27 protein-coding genes and 1 tRNA gene are annotated in these 22,182 nt (G+C 67.8%); 14 read left to right on the forward strand and 14 right to left on the reverse strand.

The window, feature by feature from the left end:
• Positions 1–167 precede the first annotated feature (167 nt).
• From FDA38_RS20305 to FDA38_RS20310, 3 genes are all read left to right on the forward strand, one after another.
• A complete protein-coding gene (locus FDA38_RS20305) occupies positions 168–1,562 on the forward strand; it encodes an MFS transporter (RefSeq protein ID WP_137255682.1) in 1,395 nt (464 codons plus the stop codon).
• Between the two features lie 96 nt (positions 1,563–1,658).
• Complete coding sequence (locus tag FDA38_RS42280) at positions 1,659–1,814, forward strand: DUF6131 family protein (RefSeq protein WP_166679556.1); 156 nt, start codon at positions 1,659–1,661, stop codon at positions 1,812–1,814.
• Between the two features lie 82 nt (positions 1,815–1,896).
• Positions 1,897–2,259 (forward strand): YciI family protein, encoded by a 363-nt coding sequence (locus tag FDA38_RS20310; RefSeq protein ID WP_137255683.1) that lies wholly within the window; start codon positions 1,897–1,899, stop codon positions 2,257–2,259.
• On the opposite strand, the gene FDA38_RS20315 is transcribed toward FDA38_RS20310, so the two are convergent.
• The gene (locus FDA38_RS20315; protein WP_202877769.1) at positions 2,230–2,997 is read right to left on the reverse strand and encodes an enoyl-CoA hydratase/isomerase family protein; all 768 of its coding nucleotides are present in this window, start codon (positions 2,995–2,997) and stop codon (positions 2,230–2,232) included. The two genes, FDA38_RS20310 and FDA38_RS20315, sit on opposite strands and share 30 nt — an antisense overlap.
• A gap of 45 nt (positions 2,998–3,042) precedes the next feature.
• Positions 3,043–3,564 (reverse strand): ester cyclase, encoded by a 522-nt coding sequence (locus FDA38_RS20320; RefSeq protein ID WP_137255685.1) that lies wholly within the window; start codon positions 3,562–3,564, stop codon positions 3,043–3,045.
• Positions 3,565–3,619: 55 nt separating this feature from the next.
• Here FDA38_RS20320 and FDA38_RS20325 point away from each other — a divergent pair, with 55 nt between their 5' ends.
• Positions 3,620–4,267, forward strand: a complete 648-nt coding sequence (locus FDA38_RS20325; protein WP_137255686.1) for a TetR/AcrR family transcriptional regulator — start codon at positions 3,620–3,622, stop codon at positions 4,265–4,267.
• Between the two features lie 215 nt (positions 4,268–4,482).
• Positions 4,483–5,406, forward strand: a complete 924-nt coding sequence (locus FDA38_RS20330) for an SH3 domain-containing protein (protein ID WP_137255687.1) — start codon at positions 4,483–4,485, stop codon at positions 5,404–5,406.
• A 60-nt stretch (positions 5,407–5,466) separates the two neighbouring features.
• Here the strand turns inward: FDA38_RS20330 and FDA38_RS43130 are convergent, their stop codons facing one another.
• Positions 5,467–5,598, reverse strand: a complete 132-nt coding sequence (locus FDA38_RS43130; protein WP_233714817.1) for a BBE domain-containing protein — start codon at positions 5,596–5,598, stop codon at positions 5,467–5,469.
• A 47-nt stretch (positions 5,599–5,645) separates the two neighbouring features.
• Positions 5,646–6,734: an FAD-binding oxidoreductase gene (locus tag FDA38_RS20335; protein WP_233714818.1), complete on the reverse strand. Its 1,089-nt coding sequence runs from the start codon at positions 6,732–6,734 to the stop codon at positions 5,646–5,648.
• A 155-nt stretch (positions 6,735–6,889) separates the two neighbouring features.
• On the opposite strand from FDA38_RS20335, the gene FDA38_RS20340 reads away from it, so the two are divergent.
• Positions 6,890–7,225 (forward strand): phosphotransferase, encoded by a 336-nt coding sequence (locus tag FDA38_RS20340; RefSeq protein ID WP_137255688.1) that lies wholly within the window; start codon positions 6,890–6,892, stop codon positions 7,223–7,225.
• Here FDA38_RS20340 and sigJ read toward each other — a convergent pair.
• Positions 7,206–8,084, reverse strand: coding sequence for an RNA polymerase sigma factor SigJ (gene sigJ, locus FDA38_RS20345; RefSeq protein ID WP_137255689.1), 879 nt, complete (start codon positions 8,082–8,084; stop codon positions 7,206–7,208). The two genes, FDA38_RS20340 and sigJ, sit on opposite strands and share 20 nt — an antisense overlap.
• 85 nt (positions 8,085–8,169) lie before the next feature.
• Here sigJ and FDA38_RS20350 point away from each other — a divergent pair, with 85 nt between their 5' ends.
• From FDA38_RS20350 to FDA38_RS20365, 4 genes are all read left to right on the forward strand, one after another.
• Positions 8,170–8,940, forward strand: coding sequence for a glycoside hydrolase family 16 protein (locus FDA38_RS20350; protein WP_137255690.1), 771 nt, complete (start codon positions 8,170–8,172; stop codon positions 8,938–8,940).
• A gap of 148 nt (positions 8,941–9,088) precedes the next feature.
• The gene (trpD, locus tag FDA38_RS20355; RefSeq protein ID WP_137255691.1) at positions 9,089–10,135 is read left to right on the forward strand and encodes an anthranilate phosphoribosyltransferase; all 1,047 of its coding nucleotides are present in this window, start codon (positions 9,089–9,091) and stop codon (positions 10,133–10,135) included.
• Complete coding sequence (locus FDA38_RS20360; RefSeq protein WP_137255692.1) at positions 10,135–11,049, forward strand: sigma-70 family RNA polymerase sigma factor; 915 nt, start codon at positions 10,135–10,137, stop codon at positions 11,047–11,049. The genes trpD and FDA38_RS20360 overlap by 1 nt, the downstream gene beginning before the upstream one ends.
• 55 nt (positions 11,050–11,104) lie before the next feature.
• Positions 11,105–11,854, forward strand: coding sequence for a YybH family protein (locus tag FDA38_RS20365; RefSeq protein WP_137255693.1), 750 nt, complete (start codon positions 11,105–11,107; stop codon positions 11,852–11,854).
• Here the strand turns inward: FDA38_RS20365 and FDA38_RS20370 are convergent.
• Together FDA38_RS20370 and FDA38_RS20375 are read right to left on the reverse strand one after the other, a co-directional pair.
• On the reverse strand, positions 11,839–12,600 hold the full coding sequence (locus FDA38_RS20370) for an alpha/beta fold hydrolase (RefSeq protein ID WP_137255694.1): 762 nt from the start codon (positions 12,598–12,600) through the stop codon (positions 11,839–11,841). The two genes, FDA38_RS20365 and FDA38_RS20370, sit on opposite strands and share 16 nt — an antisense overlap.
• Positions 12,591–13,580 carry an acyltransferase domain-containing protein gene (locus FDA38_RS20375; protein WP_137255695.1) on the reverse strand — a complete coding sequence of 330 codons (990 nt, stop codon included), beginning with the start codon at positions 13,578–13,580 and terminating at the stop codon, positions 12,591–12,593. The genes FDA38_RS20370 and FDA38_RS20375 overlap by 10 nt, the downstream gene beginning before the upstream one ends.
• 124 nt (positions 13,581–13,704) lie before the next feature.
• Here FDA38_RS20375 and FDA38_RS20380 point away from each other — a divergent pair, with 124 nt between their 5' ends.
• Positions 13,705–14,433 (forward strand): DinB family protein, encoded by a 729-nt coding sequence (locus FDA38_RS20380; RefSeq protein ID WP_137255696.1) that lies wholly within the window; start codon positions 13,705–13,707, stop codon positions 14,431–14,433.
• 9 nt (positions 14,434–14,442) lie between these two features.
• Here FDA38_RS20380 and FDA38_RS20385 read toward each other — a convergent pair whose 3' ends face one another.
• The 7 genes from FDA38_RS20385 to FDA38_RS20415 form a co-directional block, all read right to left on the reverse strand.
• A complete protein-coding gene (locus FDA38_RS20385) occupies positions 14,443–15,393 on the reverse strand; it encodes a GNAT family N-acetyltransferase (RefSeq protein WP_137255697.1) in 951 nt (316 codons plus the stop codon).
• Positions 15,394–15,395: 2 nt separating this feature from the next.
• On the reverse strand, positions 15,396–16,061 hold the full coding sequence (locus FDA38_RS20390; protein ID WP_137255698.1) for a dihydrofolate reductase family protein: 666 nt from the start codon (positions 16,059–16,061) through the stop codon (positions 15,396–15,398).
• Positions 16,061–16,567 (reverse strand): SRPBCC family protein, encoded by a 507-nt coding sequence (locus FDA38_RS20395; RefSeq protein ID WP_137255699.1) that lies wholly within the window; start codon positions 16,565–16,567, stop codon positions 16,061–16,063. Before FDA38_RS20395 ends, FDA38_RS20390 begins: the two co-directional genes overlap by 1 nt.
• 3 nt (positions 16,568–16,570) lie before the next feature.
• Positions 16,571–16,912, reverse strand: coding sequence for an ArsR/SmtB family transcription factor (locus FDA38_RS20400; RefSeq protein WP_137255700.1), 342 nt, complete (start codon positions 16,910–16,912; stop codon positions 16,571–16,573).
• A 69-nt stretch (positions 16,913–16,981) separates the two neighbouring features.
• Positions 16,982–17,743, reverse strand: coding sequence for a class I SAM-dependent methyltransferase (locus tag FDA38_RS20405; RefSeq protein ID WP_137255701.1), 762 nt, complete (start codon positions 17,741–17,743; stop codon positions 16,982–16,984).
• A gap of 49 nt (positions 17,744–17,792) precedes the next feature.
• Positions 17,793–18,356 carry a dihydrofolate reductase family protein gene (locus FDA38_RS20410; RefSeq protein WP_137255702.1) on the reverse strand — a complete coding sequence of 188 codons (564 nt, stop codon included), beginning with the start codon at positions 18,354–18,356 and terminating at the stop codon, positions 17,793–17,795.
• A 107-nt stretch (positions 18,357–18,463) separates the two neighbouring features.
• Positions 18,464–18,552, reverse strand: a tRNA-Ser gene (locus FDA38_RS20415).
• Between the two features lie 249 nt (positions 18,553–18,801).
• On the opposite strand from FDA38_RS20415, the gene FDA38_RS20420 reads away from it, so the two are divergent.
• The 3 genes from FDA38_RS20420 to FDA38_RS20430 all read left to right on the forward strand — a co-directional run bounded on the left by FDA38_RS20420 (position 18,802) and on the right by FDA38_RS20430 (position 22,179).
• On the forward strand, positions 18,802–20,040 hold the full coding sequence (locus tag FDA38_RS20420) for an MFS transporter (protein ID WP_137255703.1): 1,239 nt from the start codon (positions 18,802–18,804) through the stop codon (positions 20,038–20,040).
• Positions 20,041–20,114: 74 nt separating this feature from the next.
• The gene (locus tag FDA38_RS20425) at positions 20,115–21,332 is read left to right on the forward strand and encodes an MFS transporter (protein ID WP_137255704.1); all 1,218 of its coding nucleotides are present in this window, start codon (positions 20,115–20,117) and stop codon (positions 21,330–21,332) included.
• Between the two features lie 247 nt (positions 21,333–21,579).
• Positions 21,580–22,179, forward strand: a complete 600-nt coding sequence (locus FDA38_RS20430) for a gamma carbonic anhydrase family protein (protein ID WP_137255705.1) — start codon at positions 21,580–21,582, stop codon at positions 22,177–22,179.
• Positions 22,180–22,182 lie beyond the last annotated feature (3 nt).

The following is a 22,182-nucleotide window of genomic DNA, read 5'->3' on the forward strand; positions in this document are numbered from 1 at the left end:
ACCATCCTGTCCCTCGCGGAGGCCCCTGTGACCCCCTGTCACCCGGTACGTCGAAACAAGCCGTCCCAACTTCGACAGATCCGGAATGTCGAACTCCACCCGATCGGCGCCGACGTCTCCACCGAGTGACGCTCAGCCGGGGCGTCCCGGTGTACTGGAGATTTCCGATGGTTTCGCATTCGAAGCGCTGGCTGGCGCTGGCACTGCTCTGTCTGACCGGGTTCATGATCATTCTGGACGCGTCGATCGTGCTGGTCGCCGTGCCGTCGATCGAGCGCGAGCTGACGTTCTCGACCGGCGGGGTGCAGTGGGTGCCCAGCGGGTACGCACTGATGTTCGGCGGCCTCCTGCTGCTCGGCGGGCGGATCTCCGACCTGCTGGGGCGTCGGCGCGTCTTCATGACCGGACTGCTGTTGTTCGCCGGGTCCTCGCTGCTGTGCGGGTTCGCGTGGAGCGGTGACGCGCTGGTGCTCGCGCGGGGCCTGCAGGGCGCGGCGGCCGCCGTACTGGCACCGAGTGCGTTGTCGATCGTGATGACGACGTTCCCGTCCGGTGCGGATCGCAACAAGGCGCTCGGCATCTGGGGCGCGACCAGCGGAGTCGGAGGTACGGCGGGGTCGCTGATCGGCGGACCGGTGACCGACGGACTCGGCTGGCAGTGGATCTTCTTCATCAACGTGCCGGTCTGCCTGCTGGTCGTCGTACTCGCACCGATGCTGCTGATGGACAGCCGTGGACCAGGACGCCGCGGTTTCGACGTCGCCGGTGCGGCCACAGTAACCGCAGCACTCATCGTCCTTGTGTACGCCGTCATCGAGGCCCCTGAGTCGTCGGCGCTCCAGACCGTGCTGCTCGTCGTCCTCTCGGCCGGACTGTTCGCCGCATTCGTCCTGGTGGAGAAGCGATCCGCCGCACCGCTCGTACCGCTGCGGATCTTCCACTCCCGCGCATTGGTCGGTGGCAACCTCATCACGATCGCCTGGGGCCTGGCCGCGTTCGGACTCAACTTCGTCTACACGCAGTACGCCCAGCTGGCACTCGGCCTGACCGCGGTCCGCTACGGCCTCATGTCCGCCGTACTCGCGGCTGCCGCAGTCGTCGGGTCAATGATCGGCCAGCACCTCGTCACGCGAGTCGGACCGCGGGCGGTCGCGTTCGTCTCGCTAGTCATCGCCGGAGCCGGTACAACGCTGATGACTCAGCTCACCGTCAACTCCGGGTACTTCGAGCTCGCCTTTTGGGGTCTGACGATCTTCGGCGCCGGACTGGGTGCCGGAACGGTCGCAGGCTCCATCGCCTCGCTCAGCGACGTACCCGGCGAGGACTCCGGCGTCGCATCCGGTCTGCAGAACGCCAGCTTCCAGATCGGCGGTGCGATCGGCGTCGCAGCCGTCTCCGCGGTGGCTACAGCCAGTACGGCGGGAACCACGCCGGCGGACCTGACCCACGGGTACCGGATCGCGTTCGCGACGGTGTGGATCTTCATCGCGATCGGTCTGGCCGGCTGCGGCCTGCTGCTCACCCGGAACCGTTCACGCCGGCTCGAAGCAGTCGCGTCATGACATCAAACGGTTGTTGGAGGTTCGGGGCCGGAACTGTGGGCACCTGGTTCGTGTGGCTGCCAGCGACCGCCCGGCGGCTCTTGCGAAGGAGGCTTCATGCTCATCCTCGGTTTGATCCTGCTGATTCTAGGATTCTTGCTGAGTATCCCGATCCTGTGGACCATCGGCATTGTGCTGCTGGTGGTCGGAGCGGTGCTCTTCCTGCTCGGATCGACGGGCCGTGCCGTCGGCGGACGCCGACACTGGTACTGATCCACCCCTGACCCTGCAGAACAGGACCCCGCGGACCACGAGTCCGCGGGGTTCTGTCCGTCCCCGTCGCTACGGTGAACCCATGAAGTACGTCGTGATGATCTTCCGCAATCTCGACCGCACTTGGACCGAAGAGGACCAGCGGGGCGTCGTCCGGTTGACGCGGCTCAAGCGGGACCTGGCCGAGTCCGGCGAGCTGGTCAGCTCGGAGGGCCTGCTGCCGCCCGAGGAGGGCCGGATCGTGCAGATCCGCGCCGGCGCGCAGGTCGTCACCGACGGGCCGTTCGGTGAGGCGAAGGAGCAGCTCGCCGGATATTTCCTGGTCGATGCCGTCGACGACGACCGCGCGCAGGCGATCGCAGCTCTGGTCTCGGCTGCGGCCGGCGACCGGGTCGAGCTCCGCGGCACGCTGATCTCAGCGGGGATGCCAGACGAACTCGGGTGACCGCTTCTGCGTGAAGGCGTCGATCCCTTCCGCGAGTTCACCGGACGCGATTGTCTCGCGATACCGCCGTACCGCTGCCTCATCGGCGTTTTCGCCTGCCAGCAAGGCGTTCACCGACTCCTTGGCCGAGCGGATCGTCAGCTGCGACCGCGACACCAACGTCTCCGCGAACACCTCGGCCGCCACCATCGGATCGTCGGCCACGCGATCGACCAGGCCCTTCAGCTCGGCCTCGTCCGCGGTCAGCAGTTCCCCGCTGAAGAGCAGGTACTTCGTGGTCGCGGGGCCGACCAGATCGAGCAGGACCTTGATCGCGGCCGGCGGGTAGACGACACCGATCCGCGCCGGCGTGACCCCGAAACTCGCATCGCGCGCGGCGAACCGGAAATCGCAGTTCACCGCGATCTCCAGACCGCCGCCGATGCAGTGTCCGCGGACCACCGCGATCGTCGGCTTCGGAAACTCCCGCAACGCCGCCTGCGCCCGCAGGTTGAACGCCCGCAACTCGGCCATCGGATCGGCCGGATCGTTACCGGAGATCAGCTCCCGGATGTCCGCACCGGCCGAGAAGCTGGGCCCTTCACCGGTGACGAGGAGGACCTTGACCTCGTCGTCACCCGCCAGCTCTGCCAGGAGCTCAGGCAGCGCCGCCCACATCGCCCGGGTCAGCGCGTTCCGCTTCGCGACCCGGTCGATCACCAGCCGGGCGACCGCGCCACGCTCGATCCGAAAGTCCACGCGGGCAGTCAACCAGCAACCGCCGTACGCCCGCCGCGCTATGGATCACATCGCTCGTTTGGCGCGGGACTTCGCGCGGGCCATCCGGAACAGGTACGCCGGGGTCGGCGGCACCCAACCGAGTTGCTGCGCCTGACCGAGGTCGTCGCGGTTGGCCCAGTGGTCGACGACCAGGCCGTCCTCGATCCGGAACCAGTGCGACTGCGTGACCGCGAACGTCTTGCCGGTCGGCGGGAACGCGGTGTCGACCTCGCCGTCGGGTGTGTAGACAACGAACGGCGCCACGTGACGCCCGCTCATCGTGGTGTTCACCGCCACCAAGTTGCCATCAGCAACGACATGGTGGATCTCGTAGGCCAGCCCCTCGAACGCGGTCCGCAGCCAGCGCGCGGTGGCGTGGAACCCCTCCGGTCCTCCCACCCGGCACTCCGGCGGCTCGACCTTGCCCTCGCGGTTCACCGCGTGCGGATGGATCAGCTCGTCGAAGTCGGACCGCTCCCCGTCGGCCATGATCAGGATGCTGCGGACGGCGAGGTCCCCCGCCGACACGCCTGCTGTCGTACTCATCGTGTTCCCCCTAATTCGATACAGTGTGACTGTACTCAAAAGCATGGGATGAGAAGTGGCTGACGTCAAGAGGAATTACGACGCGTCGACGCGGCGCGAACGCGCCCAGCAGCGACGCCGTGACGTCGTGGTCGCGGCACAGGAGCTGTTCGAGGCGGACGGGTTCCAGGCGACGACGATCAGTGCGGTCGCGCGGCGGGCCGGGGTATCCGCGGAGAGCATCTACAAGGGATTCGGCACCAAGGCCGCACTGGCCAAGGCCGTGTTCGACTTCGTGATCGCCGGCGACGACGAGCCGGTGCCGATCGCGGAACGCCCCGAGGCGCTCGCGCTCCAACAGGAGCCCGATGTACGGCGGAAGCTCCAGCTGTACGTCGTCGGGCTGGTCGAGCGGCAGCAGCGGTCGGCGCGCGTACAGATCCTGATCCGCGACGGCCGGCACGGCGACGAGACGCTGCGGGAGACCTGGCAGACCCTGCTCGACGAGCGCCTGGTCGGGATGACGATGTTCGGCCGCCACCTGCTCGAGACCGGCGACCTGCGCCCCGGGATCACGCTCGAAGAGGTCGCGGACGTGCTATGGACGTACATCTCGGTCGAGCTCTACGAGCTGCTCGTGCTGCTCCGCGGCTGGAGCGCCGAGCGGTACGGCGACCACGTCGCGGCCGCGATCACGACGGCGATTTGTCGACCAAGCGTTTGATCTCGGAACGGTCACATCCGGATAGCGGCCGAATCACGGTCGGAGCGAGCCTGTGGATGTTCGTAATGCGTTAAGAGTGGGGGCCGATTCGAACCCGCGCGGCGAAGTGTGCTTGACTCCCCGGGTCGATAACGTTTTGGTCTCGGCAGATTGGGTTCGGCACAGTGTCAGAAGGACGGCATAGACAGGCGCGGCACCGGCAACAGCGCAAGAAGGTGATCCAGCCAGGTCTCGCGAAGGTTGTGATCCCCGGCGCGGCAGTGGCCCTGGTGGCCACCGGCTCGGCAGCCGCACTCCCCGCCCAGCACGTGAAGTTCGACCCGTCGATCGCCAGCTCGTCCCTGCAACTGTCGCGCGACACCACGATCAGCCGGGACGCCCTGCGTCCGCCGATCAGCGCCACGTCGACGACGCCCAGCGCGGCTCCCAAGCCGAAGGCGTCGCCGACCGCGAAGCATCTGAAGAAGCAGGCGCCGATCCCGACGCCGACGTCGGTCAAGACCCGCGCGGCCGCCGAGGCCAACGCCGCACCGCCGAAGATCAGCGGCACGAAGTACACCACCACCGACGTGAACCTCTGGTCGCTCCCGCTGACCGGCACCCTGCTGGACGTGCTGCCGAAGGGCACCAAGGTCTCGGTCACCGGCAAGACCGACGGCATCTGGGCCGAGGTCGTCAGCGACGGCAAGTCCCGCTGGGTCAAGGCGCAGTACCTGTCCGCGACCAAGCCGGCCGCAACCGTCGCCGGCGGGATCTCCCAGGCGGCCTGCAAGTCCGGCTCCGCCATGGAGGAAGGCCTGACCCAGGACGCGATCCGGGTGCACCGGGCGATCTGTGCGATGTTCCCGGACATCACCTCGTACGGCGGGCTCCGGTCCGGCGACAGCGGTTCGGAGCACTCGAGCGGCCGTGCGGTGGACATCATGATCAACAGCTCGTCGGAAGGCCAGGAGATCGCGGACTGGCTGAAGGCGAACTACAAGAAGCTCGGCGTCAGCCAGCTGATCTGGGAGCAGCACATCTGGACGGTCCAGCGCAGCAGCGAAGGCTGGCGCGCGATGGAGGACCGCGGTGGCGCGACCGCGAACCACATGGACCACGTGCACGTGTCCGTGTACGGGAACTCCGGCACGGTCTGAATATCTGAGGCGCCCTGAGCGATCCGGTCCCTTGACCCTCCTGGGGACCGGATCGCTTTTCTACGGCCGGATGTTCGCGTTCAGGTGGAAGAAGTTCGTCGGGTCGTAGGCACGCTTGACCTCGCGCAGCCGGTGCAGATCCTTGGCGTCGTACGCCGTGTCCGCGCGGCCCGGGTCGCCGAGGAAGTTCACGAACGTGCGGCCGGAGCTGGGCAGACCGGCGACCTCGCGGTCGACGATCAGCGAATACGACGCCTGCCGGTGACCGACCGGTCCCGCGCCGGGCCTGGGTTGGCCATCGCGCCACCCCAGTGCCGGACCTCGACGGTGGCGTCCTCGAGCTCGGTGACGATGTCGATCACCTCGTCCGTCAGGGTGTCCAGGAAGTCCAGGTGTCGCGCGGGTGTGCCGCCCATCGCGGCATCGGCGTACTCGATCGTCTGCAGTTCGCCGGCGAGGCGCTGGCCGGCGGTGGCGAAGAGCGGCTTGAGCAGGTGTTCGGCGACGTCGGCGGCACCGGCGTACATGACCTTGATCGCGACGGCGCGCTGCTCGGTGCCGGGGATGCGGGTCAGGACGACCGCGGTGCTCAGCTCGTTGGGGATCGTGGCGGTCCAGTCGCGGTACGTGCGCAGGATCGCGGCGGCGCGGTCGATGCCGTAGTACACGATGCCGGCGTGCACCTGGCGGACCGGGTAGAGGCGGAACTCGAGCGACGTGACGATGCCGAAGTTGCCGGTGCCGCCGCGGATCGCCCAGAACAGGTCTGCGTGGTGTTCGGCGCTCGCGGTGACCGTACGTCCGTCGGCGGTGACGACCTCGGCGCGGATCACGCTGTCGGCCGCGAACCCGTACTTGCGGGCCAGCCAGCCCACTCCGCCGCCGAGCGTGTACCCGGTGACGCCGACGTCGCGGTGCGAGCCGGACAAGGGCGCCAGCCCGAACTGCCTCGCCGCGTCCAGTACGGCGCCCCAGCGAGCGCCCGGCGCGACCTTGGCGATCCGTCGCTCGGGGTCGATCAGCACTGACGTCATCGGCGTCGTCTTCAGCAAGATCCCGCCGTCCGCCGGCACACGCGTCCCGTGCCCGGTCGCCTGCACAGCGATCGGTACGCCGTAGTCGCGGGCCGTCCGGACCGCTGCCTGTACGTCGGTCCGGCTGAAGGCCTCGGCGACCAGCAGCGGGCGTGAGTCCACTGACGGGATCACAGAGCGCCGCTGCTCGTCGTACTCGACCTCTCCGGGCAGCCGGACCGCACCGTTGAACCCAGCCCCCAACAGCCCCGCGACAACGTCACTGGCAACCGCTGCAATCGCCTGCGTAGACATCGATCCCACTCCCTCGCCGTATCAGCTCCTGCCCATACGTCGAAGAAGGGACCCCGTTATCGACACACTTTCCGGATGACCCACACAATCTCGGTCTCAGGCTCCACGCTGACCAAGCACTACACCTCCAGGTCCCGCAACGAGCCCGACCGCGAGTGGACCGCCCTCACCCTCCTGTCCGCGGCAGCCACCTCACCAACTACCTCTGGGACGGCGCCCGCATCCGCATCATCGACTTCGAGGACGCCGGCCTGGGCGACCGCACCGTCAAACTGGCCAACCTCGTCGAGCACCTGTCCGGCCGCGAGACCGACTGGACCCCACTGGTACGACGGTTCGCCCCAGACCCGGAGCGGTTCCGGGCAGCGCGCTGCCTCTGGGCCGGGTTCTGGCTGACGCTGATCGGGCCGGGCGGACCCAGTGCCCACCGCAATCCGCCTGGTACCGCGGAAGCGCAGGCGGAGCGGGTGCTCAGGCTGGTAGCGGGATGACCTCGAGCCGCTCCAGGTCCGCCAGGATGTCGATCTGAGTGATCTTGCCGTCATTCACAACAACGGCCATGACCCCCACCAGCCGGTCGTTGACCACAGTGATGACCCCGGGCACACCATTGACCAGCGCCACCCGGTTGTACGGCGCCATCCGGCTGAACAGGAGCGCCTGCTCGACAACAGCCTTCGCACCACGCACCAGCTTCGACACAGCCGGCCCGGCGAAGTCGGCACTCGCCGCACCGGCGTCTGCACGCAGCAGGACGTCCGGGTCGAGCAGCTCGAGCAACGGCTCGAACTCACCGCTGCGCGACGCCGCCAGGAACGCCTCGACAACCTTCTTCTGCCGGGTCATGTCCCCGTCGCCGGCAGGAGCACCCTGCACCCGCCGCCGAGCCCGACTGGCCAGCTGACGCGTCGCAGCGGGCGACTTGTCCACAATCGTCGCGATCTCGTCGAACCCGACCCCGAACATGTCGTGCAGTACGAACGCCAACCGCTCCGCCGGCGACAGCGTCTCCAGCACGACGAGCAGCGCCAGCCCGATCGCATCCGCGTGGACAGCCTCTTCCTCGGGCCCCAGCTCGGTGATGATCGGGTCCGGGACGAATGTGTCCAGTGAGTCCTCTCGCCGCGACTTCCGGCTGCGCAGCAGATCCAGACACACCCGTGAGACCACAGTGGTCAGCCAGCCGGCCAGATTGCCGACATCACTCACGTCGCTCCGGCTCAGCCGGAGCCAAGCCTCCTGTACGGCGTCCTCCGCCTCGGCCACCGATCCGAGCATCCGGTACGCGACCGCCCGCAGGTGCGCACGGTTCTGTTCGAACTGCCGCGCCAGCTGTTCGTGGTCGTCCACCGGTGCCTTCTCCTGTCGCATCACTTCCCTGACGAATGGGACCACCATGATGTGACAACGCCCCCGATCCGATCATGATGGGGTCATGAGTCAGGTACGTGGTGACTTGGTGTTCGAGGACGACTTCGATGCGTCGTCGCTCGACCTGGCCGTCTGGTCACCGCACTACCTACCGCAGTGGAGTTCGCGCGCCGCCTCCGCAGCGACATACCAGCTGGGCGACTCGTGCCTGACGCTCAGCATCCCGGTCGACCAAGGCCTGTGGTGCGAGGGCGATCACAAACCCGACCTCCGCGTCTCGGGCATCCAGTCGGGCAACTACTCGGGCCCGGTGGGCAGCGCGGTCGGGCAGCAGCCGTACCGCGAGGGACTGGTCGTCCGCGAGGAGCAGGAGCCGTTCTGGGGCTGGACCCCGAACGGCGGGTACGTCGAACTCCGCGCCCGCGCCGAGCTGAGTCCACGGTCGATGGTGTCGCTCTGGATGGTCGGACTGGAGGAGCAGCCGGAGCAGTGCGGCGAGATCTGCGTGATGGAGGTGTTCGGGGATGCTCCCGCCGACATCGGCATGGGTTTGAAGACGATCCGCGACCCCGCCGTACCGCAGGACTTCGAGGCGGTCCGGCTTCCGATCGACCTGCGTGAGTTCCACACGTACGCGGTCGAGTGGACCGGTGGTGAGGCGACGTTCTTCGTGGACGGCGCTGCGATCCGCAGCTGTCAGGGCGCGCCGACGTACCCGCTGCAGCTGATGCTGGCCGTGTTCGACTTCCCGGAGCGGTCCGGTGCGGAGCATGTGCCGACGTTCACCGTCGACTCCATCCGTGGATGGAACGTTGCGGAGGCTTTGGTGGCCTGACTAAGGTCAGTGTCATGTTCCAGCGCGCAGGTATGTGGTGGGCCGTCGACTGACGGCCTGACTCCGCGCGTACCCACCCGGCCGTCTCCTGCGAGGCGGCCGTTGTGATGTCTCCTCGTGGGCGGCCCAGCACCCTCGAGGACACCCGATGGCGACAACACTCCGGACCTGGTCCGGCCTGATCTCCGCACTCCTGGCCGGCTCTGACCTGTCGGCGGCGGACACCGGCTGGGCGATGGACCAACTGGTGCTGGGCGACGCCTCTCCGGCCCAGATCTCCGGGTTCCTGATCGCCCTACGTGCAAAGGGCGAGACACCCGACGAGCTGACCGGTCTGGCCGAGGTACTGCGCTCGCACGCGACGCCGGTGCGGATCCGCGGGCCGTTCGTGGACATCGTGGGTACGGGCGGCGACCGGACCGGTGCGGCGAATATCTCCACCATGGCCGCAGTCGTCGCGGCCGCTACCGGAGTCACCGTGGTCAAACACGGTGGACGTGCTGCTTCCTCGTCGGCTGGTGGCTCCGGTGATCTGGTGGAGTACCTGGAGATTCCGCTCGATCTCTCGGCGTCCGAAGCCGCACAGGTGGCGGCTGAGGTCGGTCTGACCTATCTGTTCGCTCCACGCTTCAACCCGGCTTTGCGTCAGGTTGCCGTCGTACGGCGGGAGCTGGCTGTGCCTACTGCCTTCAACGTGCTGGCGCCGTTGCTGAACCCGGCTGACCCTGCACACCAGCTGGTCGGGGTCGCCAACGCGCAGATGCTGCCAGTGCTGGCCGGTGCGCTCGCCAAGCAGGGTAAGTCGGCGCTGGTGGCGCGTGGTGACGACGGTCTCGACAAGCTGACTACTACTGGCTATTCACGCTTGTGGATCGTGCACGGCGGCTCTGCGACGGAGACGGTGTTCGACCCACGGTCGCTCGGGCTCCGTCCGTCGACGCTGGCCGACCTGCAAGGTGGTGACCCGGCGTTCAACGCGACGGCGCTGCACGCTCTTGTCCACGGAGCACCGGGCCCGCTGCGGGACGTCGTACTGCTGAACGCCGCAGCCGCCGTCGCCACGCTCTCCCTCGACGAAGCTCCGCTAGCCGAGCTCGTGGCGGATGCGCTGGACCGCTGCCGGCACGCCATCGACACCGGCCGAGCCGCTCAGGTACTGGATGCCTGGACCAGCCGGTCGCTAGCGTGCCAGTAATGCAAGAACTCCTGGATGCTGCGCGAGCCGGTGACGAGCACGCCTTCGCACAGCTGGTCGATCCGTGGCGCGGTGAGCTGCACGCTCACTGCTACCGCATGCTCGGCTCCGACGCCGACGCGGAGGACGCGGTCCAGGAGACGCTGGTGCGTGCATGGAAAGGTCTGTCCGGGTACGAGGACCGCGGCTCGATCCGCCCGTGGCTCTACAAGATCGCCACCAACCGCTGCCTCACGCAGATCGGCCGCCGCTCCCTGGAGGAGCTCGAGCCTTACCCGGAGAGCCGTCTCTCGTGGACCACCTCGCTGAGCCCCGAGGCCGAGCTGCTAGCGCTGGAGTCCGTGGAGCTCGCGTTCGTCGCGTCGCTGCAGCACCTGTCTGCGTTGCAACGTGCAGTGCTGCTACTACGCGACGTACTGGCGTTCAGTGCCCGTGAGGTGGCCGAGGTGCTAGAGACATCGGTTGCTGCAGTCAACAGTGCGCTGCAGCGAGCGCGGGCGGTGGTGAGCGCAGTACCGAGTCAGCAGCAGGCTCTGCACGCTCTGGGTGAGTCAGGCGAGCGGGACCTGGTACGGCGGTACATGGCCGCGTGGGAGGCCCGTGACGTCGACACGATCGTGGCGATGCTGGCCGACGACGCGAAGTACTCGATGCCGCCGCTGCCGGACGTCTTTGTGGGACATGCGGCTATCCGGACGTTCCTGCTCGACGGACCGCTGCAGAGCGAGTGGCGGTTCCTGCCGGCCAGGGCGAACGGGCACCTCGCGTTCGGGACGTACCTGCTCGACGGCGACCGGTACGTGCCGGGCGGACTCGATGTCGTCGTACTGCGGGGCTCTGTGATCGTCGAGGTGGTGTCGTATCTGGAGGCGGATTTCCCGTCGTTCGGACTGCCGTCGTCGCTGCCGCGATGAGTTTGCGGAGTCGGCCGGGTTGTAGGGGGTGAAAGCAGCCTTCCCGAGGAGAGACATGACTGACGAGCAGGAGATCCGCACACTGATCCAGCGCTGGGTCGAGGCGGTACACACTGGCGACCTGGACACGGTGCTCGCGGACCACGCGCTGGACATCGTGATGTTCGACGTGCCACCGCCGTACGACGGCGTGCGCGGGCTGGAGGCGTACCGCGAGACGTGGCCGGGGTTCTTCGAGTGGCAGAAGTCCGGGGCGTCGTTCGCGCTGGAGTCGCTGGAGGTGACGGCCGGCGCAGATGTGGCGTTTGCCTTTGGCCTGTTGCGATGTGGGATGCCCGACGACAACCCAGAGCTACGCCTGCGCCTTACCATCGGTCTGCAGAAGGTCAGCGGCCGCTGGACCGTCACGCACGAGCACCACTCGTTCCCACACGACGACGCGCCCGCCTCCGAGATCGTCGCAGTACTTGACCGGTGGAGCGCGGACACGGCAACCGGCGACCTGGACGCGCTGATGGAGCCGATCGCCGACGACGTCGTCTCGTACGAGATCGACGGGAACTACACCGGCAAGTCAGCGGTCCGCGAAGTCTGCGCCGCCGGACTGGCCTCCAGCCCGGGCCCGATCACCTTCACCATCCCCGACCCCACGATCGAGTCGGCCGGCAACCTGGCCGTCGCCTGGTCCGTCGACCACATCACCGCCGACAACACCGAGACCACCTCCCGCGCCACCCGGGTCTTCCGCAGGACCAACAGCGGCTGGCAACTGATCCACCAGCACCTGTCCTACCCGGCGACGTAGTTGCTGATGGCATCGATTATCGGTTGGGGGTTGCGAAGGCTCGGGTAGTGATCGGCGCCGGGGAGCCAGGTGAATTGGGAGCCGGGGATGCGGGCGGCGGCTGCGCCGGCTGAGGCGATGGCGATCGGGCGGTCCTTGTCGCCGACCATCACGGCGGTCGGCGCGTGGATCTCGTTGAGCCGGTCGTACACGGGAAGCTCGGGCTTGAGGTACATGCCCTGTTCGAACCAGGCCGGGGCGGCAGCACGAAGCTGGTCGACCACAGCGTCGTCCGTGACGGTTGGCGCCCACACCGGCAGGCCGAACTCCACCAGGCCGTCCACGTCCCGGTTGGCGATCAGCTCGTCGTACTGCGCGTCCAGGTCCGGCTCCTCGAGTACCGGGAAGCCGCGGACGCTCGGGCAGAGCAGCACCAGGGCGTGCACCCGGTCCGGATGCGTGAGCGCAAAGCTGATCGCAGTACCGCCGCCCATCGAGCAACCGACCAGCACGACCCGTTGCAGGTCCAGCTGCTCCAGGACGGCCACCAGGTCGTCCACCAGCGAGAACTCCTCGGTCGGCAGCGGTGAGCGCCCGTAGCCGCGTACGTCGTACCGGACGATGCGACGTCCGCTGAGCCCGTCCACCACCGGGTCCCAGACCCGGGAGTCCCCGGTGCCGGGATGCAGGAAGACGATCGGTACGCCGTCCCCGGCCAGATGCTCGGTCCACAGGGCGTCTTGTCCAACCGGAATCCTTAGCTCCATCCCCTCAGCATGCCCGTGCGCCCGTACCAGTGCCGCCCGGCACGCAGGTGCGACACGAACGCACGCTGCAGGGAGGTGTCCTGAGGGATGGCGGCCAGGTCCAGCGCGCCCTCGGGCACGGGCAGTTGCAGACCGAGGCGCATCAGCTCGCGGTCGCCCTCGGTCGGGTCCTCCGGTGGCAGCAGCGGCAGCAGGTCGAAGCGCTGCTGGAAGCGGATGATGTTGGAGTCCGGCCGCAGGTACTCGGCCAGCTGGGGGTCCAGCAGCCAGGAGTGGCAGACGAACGCGTGGACGGGTTCCTCCGGGTACCAGCGCTTGAAGGACTCGACCGCAGTGGCAACGGATGCCTCCGACTCCTGTACGTCGAGTGGTCCGCTCGGTGGGATGTGGATCATCAGCAGATGTCCCGAGACTCCATCGCCCAGGCCCAGCTGGGCGCGGGTGAAGTCGTGGCGGCCGATCTCGTAGTCCGCGCCGCGGAATCGCAGCGGTGGACCCCAGAGCGGCATCAGTCCGACACCCGCACGACCGAAGACCTGCCGGTGCGTCGCCATGACTCCACCCAGCGCGGAGACAGTCGCTCTGCTCACCGAATCCGGCACGCCGCGTTCCGCGTGGAGCTCCAGCAAGCGCGGCAGATTGGCCAGCAAGGCCCAGGCGTTCGCGAACAACCCGACCGGTGACGCGTCCTGGGGTACTGCGGGCCAGCCGCGGAAGCCGGTCGACGGCAGCGCGAGCCCCATGTCCCGTTCGACCTCACCGGCCAGTGCGGATGCGATCGTCCACCACTCCGGGTCGTTGTCCGGGTCGGGGCGCGCTGCCAGCATCTGCTCCCGGTCAGGTGCCGACACCCCGCAGTACTCGATCAACGCCTCGGCGTCCTCCGGCACCTGTAGCCCGTCGCCTACTGCCAAGCCCTGGAACCGCGCTCGAGCCTGCTCGGAGAAGCCCACTCGTTCGGCTGCACTCAGAACGTCCACAACCAGTTCCCTCCGCCGCGTCGTCAGTTCCTCGACCCCACCACGGGCCGGAGGTCTCGCGCACGACTTTTGTGTCCTAGCTCACGGATACGCTCTGCCCAACATCGAGAACCTGGGAGATGGCATGACGAAGTTCGGTCGGTCCGACGACCTCAAAGGCGCGGAGTTCCTCGAGGCGGACCTGAGCGGGGCTCGGTTCGTCGAGTCCGATCTGTCCGGCACGGTGATGCGCGGCATCGACATCCAGGACGGCGACATCGACGCGCCGTGGCTGGGCACGGACGACGCCCGTCTGACGATCAACGGCGTCGACGTCGTGCCGTTCATCGACGCGGAGCTCAACAAGCGGTTCCCCGGTCGGGAGAACCGGCGCGCGGAAGATCCGGACGCGCTGCGCGCCGCCTGGGCGCAGGTCGAGCAGGCGTGGGCGACGGCCCGCGAACGCGCCGAGGCGATGCCCGCCGGCACCGTCGACATCTCGGTGGACGGCGAGTGGTCGTTCGCGCAGACGGAGCGACACCTCGTCCACGCCACCGACACCTGGCTGGGCCGCTCGATCCTGGAGCGCGACGACCCGTACCACCCGCTCGGGCTGAAGTACCTCGGCACCGACGCCCCCGACGCGACGACCCCGCCGTACGCCGAGGTCCTCGAGGCCCGCGCCGGCCGCGTCGCGATGGTCCGCGACCTCATCGCCGCAACCACCCCGACCGAGCTCGACGAGCCCCGGAAGAACCCACACAACCCCGACCACCCCGAGACCGTCCGCCACTGCCTCCACGTAATCATCGAAGAGGAATGGGAACACCTCCGCTTCGCCACCCGAGACCTCGACACCATCGAGTCCCGCTGAGCCGGGGCTTCAACGGGCGGTCGGCACCGGTAGTTGGAAGACCGACCAGCCGTCCACGGGCAGGAAGCCGAGTGCTGCGTTGACGGCGCGCATGTGCGTGTTGTCCTCGGCGTTCCAGGCGTCGATGAAGCGCAGCTGCGGCTCGTTCGCCTGTGTGTACGCGTGATTGGCTGACTTCACGGCCAGCCCGAGGCGCCGGCCTCGATGGGCCGGCTCGACGATCGTGGTCCGCTGCCGCGCATGGGTGTCGTCGGCGGACTCGAACGAAAGCTTGGTCCGGGCAACGATCTGCCCGGACGCGTCCTGCCGGGCGGCGGTCGAGTAGGAGCGGTATCCGCGGCGCAGTTCGTCCGCCTCCTGGCGGCGTACCCGCGCAGCGTCGTACACCTGCTGCTCGACCGCCAGGTCGCCGGTGGGGGCGTCGAGCATCAGGCGAGTCTGCAGCGCGGCGACATCGTCGACGATCTCGTCGGGCGCCACGTCGCGCCACTGCACCAACGAGTACCCGTCGGCGAGTGTCGCCTCATGGTCAGCGAGCTGGCACCGAGACCTGATGCTGGTCGCGCCGGGCCGGTGACCGCGGCTGGTGAGGTAGCGGTACCCGGCCTCGTCGCGCTCGGCCCCGCCAGGCAGCGTCCGAACCGTCTCGACCTCGATCAGACTCCGCTGATGCTGTCGGGCGACCTTGTAGACCTCCTCCAACAGCCCGGTGCCGATCCCACGACGCCGGTGCTGCGGGTGCACGATCAGGTCCAGATACATCAAGTTCTCCGACTGCGGCAGCTGGTACGACGCAGCCCCGACCACCCGACCGCCGTCCCACGCCAGCAGCGCATGTTCGGTCGCCTGCCGGCGTGGCGTGGGGAAGTCGGGTACGTCGTACCGCGTGACCGCGACCGTGAGGTCGTACATCTGGCCCATCGCGACCGGGTCCGCCGGATCCAGCTGCCTGATTGTCATGCCTAGCGCTGTCGAACCGTGTAGGTCAGATGTGTCGCCCGCGGGCCCGGCTCCGCGCGGACCGGCTCCAGCGCCACGCGATCCGAGTCCACCCCCTCGAAGAGGCGGATCCCGGTGCCGAACAGTACGGGCGAGAGCGCGATCGTGAACTCGTCGATCAGACCGGCGTTCACATACTCGAGGATCGTCGTACCGCCGCCTGCGATCCGGACGTCCCGGTCCCCGGCGGCCTCGCGGGCCTGGTCGAGCGCCTTCTCGATGCCGTCGTTGACGAAGTGGAACGTCGTACCGCCCGGCCGCTCCCAGGGATCACGCTTCTCGTGCGTCACGACGTACACCGGGGTGTGGAACGGCGCCTCCTCCGGCCACGCCAACGCGCCGCCGTCGAACATCCGCTTGCCCATCACGCTCACGCCGGTGCGCTCGTACGTCGCCCGGGCGATGTCGTTGTCGAGTCCTTCCTCGCCGCCCTCGCCGAGCTTCAGGTTCTCCCGGAAGAACCGCTGCGGGAAGATCCAGGCCTGCAGCTCCGACCACTTCGCCATCCAGCGCTGGACCCTCGGGTCGCTCTGGCCGCCGGGCGAGAACACCACGTCGAGGGGTACGTCGTCCGGCGCCACGAACCCGTCGAGCGACATCGACACACTGAAGAACACCTTCCCGGCCATCAGTCCTCCACTCCGTTCCGTACAAGCTCGCCGACGTAGTCAGCCAGGCTGCTCAGCGTCTGCTGACCGCCCTCGATCGCGTGGTACTTCTCGACCGCCTCGTCACGCACTTCCTTGCTGGGGAACACCGTGTGCATCTCGATCCGGGTCGCCTCCCCATCGGCTTCGAACGTCAGCACCGAGTCGAAAGCGTTGGGGTCATCGCGGGACTCACCGTGCAGCAGCACGATCCGCTCCGGCGGGTCGATCTCGATCCAGGTGATCCACTCGGTGTAGTCCGTCCCGTCCGGTCCGTGCATCAGGAAGTCCCACTCCCCGCCGGCGCGGAACTCGAACGATCGCGTGGTCGTGGTGAAACCCTCCGGTCCCCACCACCGCGACAGGTGCCGGACCTCGGTGAACGCCTCGAACACCAGCTCTCGCGGGGCATCGATGACCCGGGAGATGACGATCTCCCGGTCGGCCGTCGCGGACTGCGCCGGCGTTCCCTGTCCTGTCGTGCTCATCAACTAGTCCTCCTGCCTTGCCTGCTTGAGGTCCTGCACGTATGCATCCAGCCGGTCGAAGCTCTCGTTCCAGAACCGCTCGAACCCGCCGGCCCACTCGTGGACGGGCCGCAGCCCGCGGGCGTCCAGGCCGTACAGACGCTGTTTGCCTGCCTTCCGGTCCCGCACCAGCCCGACCTCGCGAAGCACCCGCAGGTGTTTCGACGCCCCCGGCTGGGTCATCCCCAGCTCCTGCGCCAACTCGGTCACCGGCCGCTCACCACCCCGCAGCAGCACCAGAATCTCCCGGCGCTGCGGCTCGGCGATCGCGTTGAACACGTCCGAGGTCGTCGCTGCTCGTGCCATGACCGCAATCATATGCCTATATCGGCATGCGTCAAGGCGCTGCTTGTTATGGCCTGTGTGGACGTCAGGTCAGCGGTGGCGGCGGGCGAGGTGGGCGGTGATCTGGGCGTCGATCTCCACTGTCTCCGGGAGCACCTCGAGCGTCCGCCGGAAGACCTCGTCCCGGTCCTCCGGCGGCAGCAGCACGTACGCCGAGACCGTCGACAGCTGTCCGATGTAGTCGACGCCCTTCATCATCAGACGTCGTTCGATCACCGCCTGCCGGACATCGCCGAACCACTCGGACTGCTCGAGCTCCGTCCCCGGCCATTGCATCGGCAGCTCCTCAGGCGTCCCGTCAGGCGACGGGACCCCGTCGTCCTCCAGGTACGGCGCCCGCGCCGCCCAGGCCGCCTCCTTGAGCGCCGGGTCAGCCAACTGAATCGGCACCCCGAACGAGGCAAACACCCCACCCGGTCGCACGAGCGCTGCCATCCGCTCCCACCGACCTTCAGGGTCGGTCCAATGCAGCGCGGCAGCCGAGTACACCAGGTCGTACGACGTATCCAGCGGCAGATCCTCGAACGCCGCCTGCACGGTCGTCACGTTCGCCGGCAGCCGTTTCCGCAATTCCGCCAGCATGGCCGCGTCCGGCTCGGTCGCCGTGATCGCGATCCCGCCCTGCGCGAACAGCCGGGTCGCCTTCCCCGTCCCCGCCCCGATCTCGAGCGCAGTCCGAACCGGCTCCCCGGCGTACGCCATCACCAGCTCGAGCAGCTCCACCGGATACCCGGTCCGGAACCGCTCGTAAGCCTCGGCCACCGACCCAAAACTCAACGCCCGCTCAACCATGCCAGCATCCTGGCATCGCCCCCGGCGTAACCGCCTGCCGTTTTCGCCGTCAGCGCTTCGTCTCGTACCTGTTCAGGGTCACGCCGCCCGGGAACGTGCGCGTCTCGACCAGGTTCAGGTTCACCCAGCTGTCCAATGCGGTGAAGAACGGCGCGCCGCCGCCCAGCAGCACCGGATGGGTGACAATCTCGAACTCGTCGACCAGCCCGGCCCGCATGGCCGCAGCCGCGAGCGTGGCGCCACCGACCCGCATCGGCCCGCCGTCCTCGGCCTTGAGCCGGGCGATCTCCGGCACAGCGTCGCCGGTGAACAAGCGAGCGTTCCAGTCGACCTTGTCGATCGTCGAGGAGAACACGACCTTCGGCGTATCCCGCCAGTTCCGCGCGAACTCGATCTGCGCCGGCGTGGCGCCCGGCTGCTGGTCACCAGTCGGCCAGTACGAACTCATCGTCTCCCACAGCCGACGCCCGTACAGGAACACCCCGATCGCCAACTCCCGCTCGAGCCAAAACTCGAACAACTCGTCATTCGGCTCACTCCAACCGAGGTCGTCACCAGGCGCGGCGATATAGCCATCCAGGGACAAGTTCATGCCGTAGACCAGTTTCCGCATGGAGCCGAGCCTTCCCTCATTGCGACAGCCCTCACCGGCCGCCCGTCACCCCTACAACGAACGCCCCACCCCGGATCCGACAGCTCCCCACAGAAATCCTCACCAGGCGGAGGGTGTGGGATTCGAACCCACGATGACGGTCACCCGCCATACCGGTTTTCAAGACCAGCGCACTCGGCCACTATGCGAACCCTCCCGGCGGTTGCCGCCGAGGGTCGAGGATAGCTGAATCGGTGTGCGGGGGCGGGAGGTGGCCGGTATGGTCTGGGCAGCGGCGGATCGACCGCCAAGGGTATGGACGGAGGTGAGAGCAATGTCTTGGTCGTTCACGGACATGGCACACACCGTCCGGTCGGCGCACTGAAACCTGCGCTGACTGGACCAACCGCCGGGCTGCACGTCAGCAGCCGGCGTCCCGTTGATTCGTCATGCCCTCAGGAGTCTTATGCGTTCGCTTGGCGCTGTTGCGTTTCCGGGTGAGCTCGGGTCTGATTTTCGGAAGATCTGGCCGGCCTCGATCATCTCCAATCTCGGCGACGGTGCTATGGCTGCCGCCGGGCCGTTGCTCGTTGCCTCGATCACCCGCGAGCCCGCGGCGGTGGGGGCAGCTGCGTTCATTCAGCAGCTGCCGTGGTTGCTGTTCGCGTTGTTCAGCGGCGTACTCGTCGATCGGCTCGATCGTCGGCTGATGATTGTTGCTGCCGACACCTTTCGGGCGATCGTCCTGGTTGCACTCGGCATCGCCGTACTGCTCGATACGTCGCCTCTCTGGGCGATCTACGTCGCCTTGTTCCTTCTCGGTACGGCGGAAACCCTTGCAGATAACGCGTCCGGCGCATTGCTCGTCAGCGCCGTGCCGAAGGAGCATCTGGGTAAAGCCAATGCACGGCTGTTCGCCAGTGCGACCGTTCTGCAACAGCTCGGTGGGCCGCCGCTGGGCGCACTGTTGTTTGCGGCGGGCGCCGGCATCCCACTGGTCTTCGACGCGGTCACCTTCGCCGCAGCGGCGGCCCTGATCGCGCGCGTCGCCGTACGTCCGCCACTGCCCGACCACTCCACGCGTGCAGCCATCTGGCGTGAGGTCCACGAGGGAGTGCGGTGGCTATGGCGGCACACCGGCGTACGGACGCTCGCGCTGTCGATCCTGGTCATGAACATCACCTTCTGCGCGGCCTTCGCGACCTGGGTGCTGTTCGCCCGCGAGCGGCTCGGTCTGACCGAGACACAGTTCGGTCTGCTCATCTCTGTCGGCGCAGTCGGCGGCGTGCTCGGCATGCCGACGTACCACTTCCTGGAGCCGCGCGTCGGCTCCGTGACCTTGCTCCGCGCCGGCCTGGTGATCGAAACGACGGTCCATCTCGTCCTGGCGCTCACGAGGGACCCATGGGTCGCCGGCGCGACCATGGCCGTTTTCGGCGTCCACGCCGTGGTGTGGGGCATCGTCTCGACTACAACGCGTCAACTCGTCACCCCGGATGCCCTGATGGGCAGGGTCAACAGCGTGTACCTGCTGGCCTCGGTCGGCGGTGCTGCGATCGGTTCGGCGCTCGGCGGGCTGCTCGCGCAGCGGTTCGGACTGGCTGCTCCGTTCGCGATCGCTTTCGTCGCGATGGTGGTCATGACAGCAGTGGCCTGGCGTCCGCTCCGGCACGTCTCTGTACGGCGGGTGCCTGCAGCAGACTGAAATCGGATGGTACGGCTGGAGAGCGCTTGCTAGAGTTCGCCAGCCGCCGAGATGACCGATAGGAGCGCTTCGCTATGCCCGCAGCCACGTCACTCGGCCTCCCGAACGTACGCGGTCGGGTACCGCTGCTGGCCGGTCTGGCGATCGACTCGTTCGGCGGCGGCTGCGCGGGACCGCTCCTGCTGCTGTTCTTCAACAAGGTCGCCGGCATTCAGCTCGGCACGGCCGGATTGATGCTGACCATCGCAACGCTGTTCTCGATCGCCGCGCCGGCCGCAGTGGGAGTGGTGATCGACCGGGTCGGGCCGCGCAACATCGTCGTGGCCGCGCAGTTCGGCCAGGGGCTGGCGTTCACCGGCTTCTTCTTCGGGCGGTCGGTCTGGGTCCTGTTCCTGTGTTCGCTGGTGATGACGACCGGACAGCGCGTGTTCTGGTCGGCGATCTTCAGTCTGCTCGCGGATGTCGCCGACGAGGGCGAGCGGGACAAGTGGTTCGGGCTGGGCGGCATGATGCAAGCCGGCGGCCTTGCGCTCGGTGCACTGGTGGCCGGCTGGCTGCTGGCCATCGGCGGCGACGCACCGTTCCTGGTCGCGATGGCGGTTAACGCAGTGACGTTCTACGTCGCCGGACTGCTCCTGCTGCGACTGCATCCGTCGCACCACGAGCGGACCAACCAGGACACCGGGCCGGCGCCGCTCCTCCGCAAGGACAGGACGTTCCTGGTACTGATCGGTGCGAACACGTTGCTGGCGCTCTGCACGATGATGCTCGGCGTCGGCGTACCGGTGTATGTCACGGAGGCGCTGACTGTGCCGAAGTGGCTGGTCGGCGTGCTGATTGCGGCGACAGCTGTCGTACTGGCGACCGGTCAGACGCTGGTGGTGCGCCATACCGAGCGGCGTCGTCGTACGAACGTCATGGTGGTCGCTGGGATCACCTATGCGGTGTGGGCGGTGCTGATGGCGCTGCAGGTGCACATCCCGGCGGGGTGGGTCGTGCCGGTGCTGGTGCTGGCGACAGCTTGCTATGCGTTTGCCGACGTACTACATGCGGCGACCAACAACGCCCTGTCGGCGGCGGTCTCGCCGGTGATCGGGCGGGGGAAGTACCTGTCGTACTGGCAGTACTCGTTCGCGTTCTCGAGCGTGCTGGCGCCGGGGTTCTTCGCGCAGCTGTTCGAGGTTCAGCACGAGCTGCCGTGGGTGGTGCTGGCCGGGCTGGCGCTGGTGGCGAGTCTGACGATCTACGTGCTGGCTCGGGTCGCGCCGCGGCTGAGTTCCGCGCGGATCTGACCGGTCCGACCTGGCCGTTTCCTGATCTGTCAGGATGCGTTGCGCTGCGTCGAACATCTGTTCTAATGTTGGCTCAGTTCGCGGTTCTCCACCCGGATTGTCCGATGGACCGAGTCTCCCACCACCGATGTGGACGGACCGGAGGACACCGCCGCCCGGGGTTGTGAGGACCCGGGCTGTGGAGAGTCCGCAGACAACACTGGTACAGCTTGAGCGAGGTGGTCACGCAACGAAAGGACAGCGACAGATGCTGCTCGAACACCGCGGCCGACGACCGGTCGTGCCCGAATCCGCGTACGTCGCACCATCGGCCGTGCTCTGCGGCGCCGTCGTCCTCGGCGAAGGCAGCAGGGTCCTGCACGGTGCTGTGCTGACGGCGGAGAACGGCGAGATCAGACTCGGCGAGAACAGTGTGGTGATGGAGAACGCCCTGGTGCGCGGCCGGGCCGACCATCCCGCCCTGATCGGCGACGCGGTCCTGGTAGGTCCCCATGCACACGTCAACGGCGCCACGGTCGAGAATGAAGTCTTCATCGCCACGGGCGCCGCGTTGTTCCCCGGTTCCGTCGCCGGCACAGGCGCAGAGCTGCGGATCAACAGCGTGCTGCACGTCAACTCGCGCCTGGAGCCAGGCACGATCCTCCCGATCGGCTGGATCGCTGCCGGCAACCCGGCCCAACTCTTCTCCCCGGACCGGCACGAAGAGCTGTGGCAGACCCAACGCGAGCTGGACTTTCCGGGCACTGTGTACGGCGTTCCTCGAAGCACACCTATGCGCGAAATCATGGCCCGCCAGTCTGCGTTCTTTGGCGCGCATCTCGAGGACCGCCCAATCGACCCAACCTGAGCG

Origin of the sequence: Kribbella jiaozuonensis (genome assembly GCF_005233875.1) — a bacterium.
In the GTDB taxonomy this organism is placed as follows: domain Bacteria; phylum Actinomycetota; class Actinomycetes; order Propionibacteriales; family Kribbellaceae; genus Kribbella; species Kribbella jiaozuonensis.

Coding starts and splice junctions, on each gene's coding strand:
- FDA38_RS20305 (WP_137255682.1), top strand. CDS start 168: ATGGTTTCGCATTCGAAGCGCTGGCTGGCGCTGGCACTGCTCTGTCTG.
- FDA38_RS42280 (WP_166679556.1), top strand. CDS start 1,659: ATGCTCATCCTCGGTTTGATCCTGCTGATTCTAGGATTCTTGCTGAGT.
- FDA38_RS20310 (WP_137255683.1), top strand. CDS start 1,897: ATGAAGTACGTCGTGATGATCTTCCGCAATCTCGACCGCACTTGGACC.
- FDA38_RS20320 (WP_137255685.1), bottom strand. CDS start 3,564: ATGAGTACGACAGCAGGCGTGTCGGCGGGGGACCTCGCCGTCCGCAGC.
- FDA38_RS20335 (WP_233714818.1), bottom strand. CDS start 6,734: ATGTCTACGCAGGCGATTGCAGCGGTTGCCAGTGACGTTGTCGCGGGG.
- FDA38_RS20350 (WP_137255690.1), top strand. CDS start 8,170: ATGAGTCAGGTACGTGGTGACTTGGTGTTCGAGGACGACTTCGATGCG.
- trpD (WP_137255691.1), top strand. CDS start 9,089: ATGGCGACAACACTCCGGACCTGGTCCGGCCTGATCTCCGCACTCCTG.
- FDA38_RS20360 (WP_137255692.1), top strand. CDS start 10,135: ATGCAAGAACTCCTGGATGCTGCGCGAGCCGGTGACGAGCACGCCTTC.
- FDA38_RS20365 (WP_137255693.1), top strand. CDS start 11,105: ATGACTGACGAGCAGGAGATCCGCACACTGATCCAGCGCTGGGTCGAG.
- FDA38_RS20370 (WP_137255694.1), bottom strand. CDS start 12,600: ATGGAGCTAAGGATTCCGGTTGGACAAGACGCCCTGTGGACCGAGCAT.
- FDA38_RS20380 (WP_137255696.1), top strand. CDS start 13,705: ATGACGAAGTTCGGTCGGTCCGACGACCTCAAAGGCGCGGAGTTCCTC.
- FDA38_RS20385 (WP_137255697.1), bottom strand. CDS start 15,393: ATGACAATCAGGCAGCTGGATCCGGCGGACCCGGTCGCGATGGGCCAG.
- FDA38_RS20390 (WP_137255698.1), bottom strand. CDS start 16,061: ATGGCCGGGAAGGTGTTCTTCAGTGTGTCGATGTCGCTCGACGGGTTC.
- FDA38_RS20395 (WP_137255699.1), bottom strand. CDS start 16,567: ATGAGCACGACAGGACAGGGAACGCCGGCGCAGTCCGCGACGGCCGAC.
- FDA38_RS20400 (WP_137255700.1), bottom strand. CDS start 16,912: ATGGCACGAGCAGCGACGACCTCGGACGTGTTCAACGCGATCGCCGAG.
- FDA38_RS20405 (WP_137255701.1), bottom strand. CDS start 17,743: ATGGTTGAGCGGGCGTTGAGTTTTGGGTCGGTGGCCGAGGCTTACGAG.
- FDA38_RS20410 (WP_137255702.1), bottom strand. CDS start 18,356: ATGCGGAAACTGGTCTACGGCATGAACTTGTCCCTGGATGGCTATATC.
- FDA38_RS20420 (WP_137255703.1), top strand. CDS start 18,802: ATGCGTTCGCTTGGCGCTGTTGCGTTTCCGGGTGAGCTCGGGTCTGAT.
- FDA38_RS20425 (WP_137255704.1), top strand. CDS start 20,115: ATGCCCGCAGCCACGTCACTCGGCCTCCCGAACGTACGCGGTCGGGTA.
- FDA38_RS20430 (WP_137255705.1), top strand. CDS start 21,580: ATGCTGCTCGAACACCGCGGCCGACGACCGGTCGTGCCCGAATCCGCG.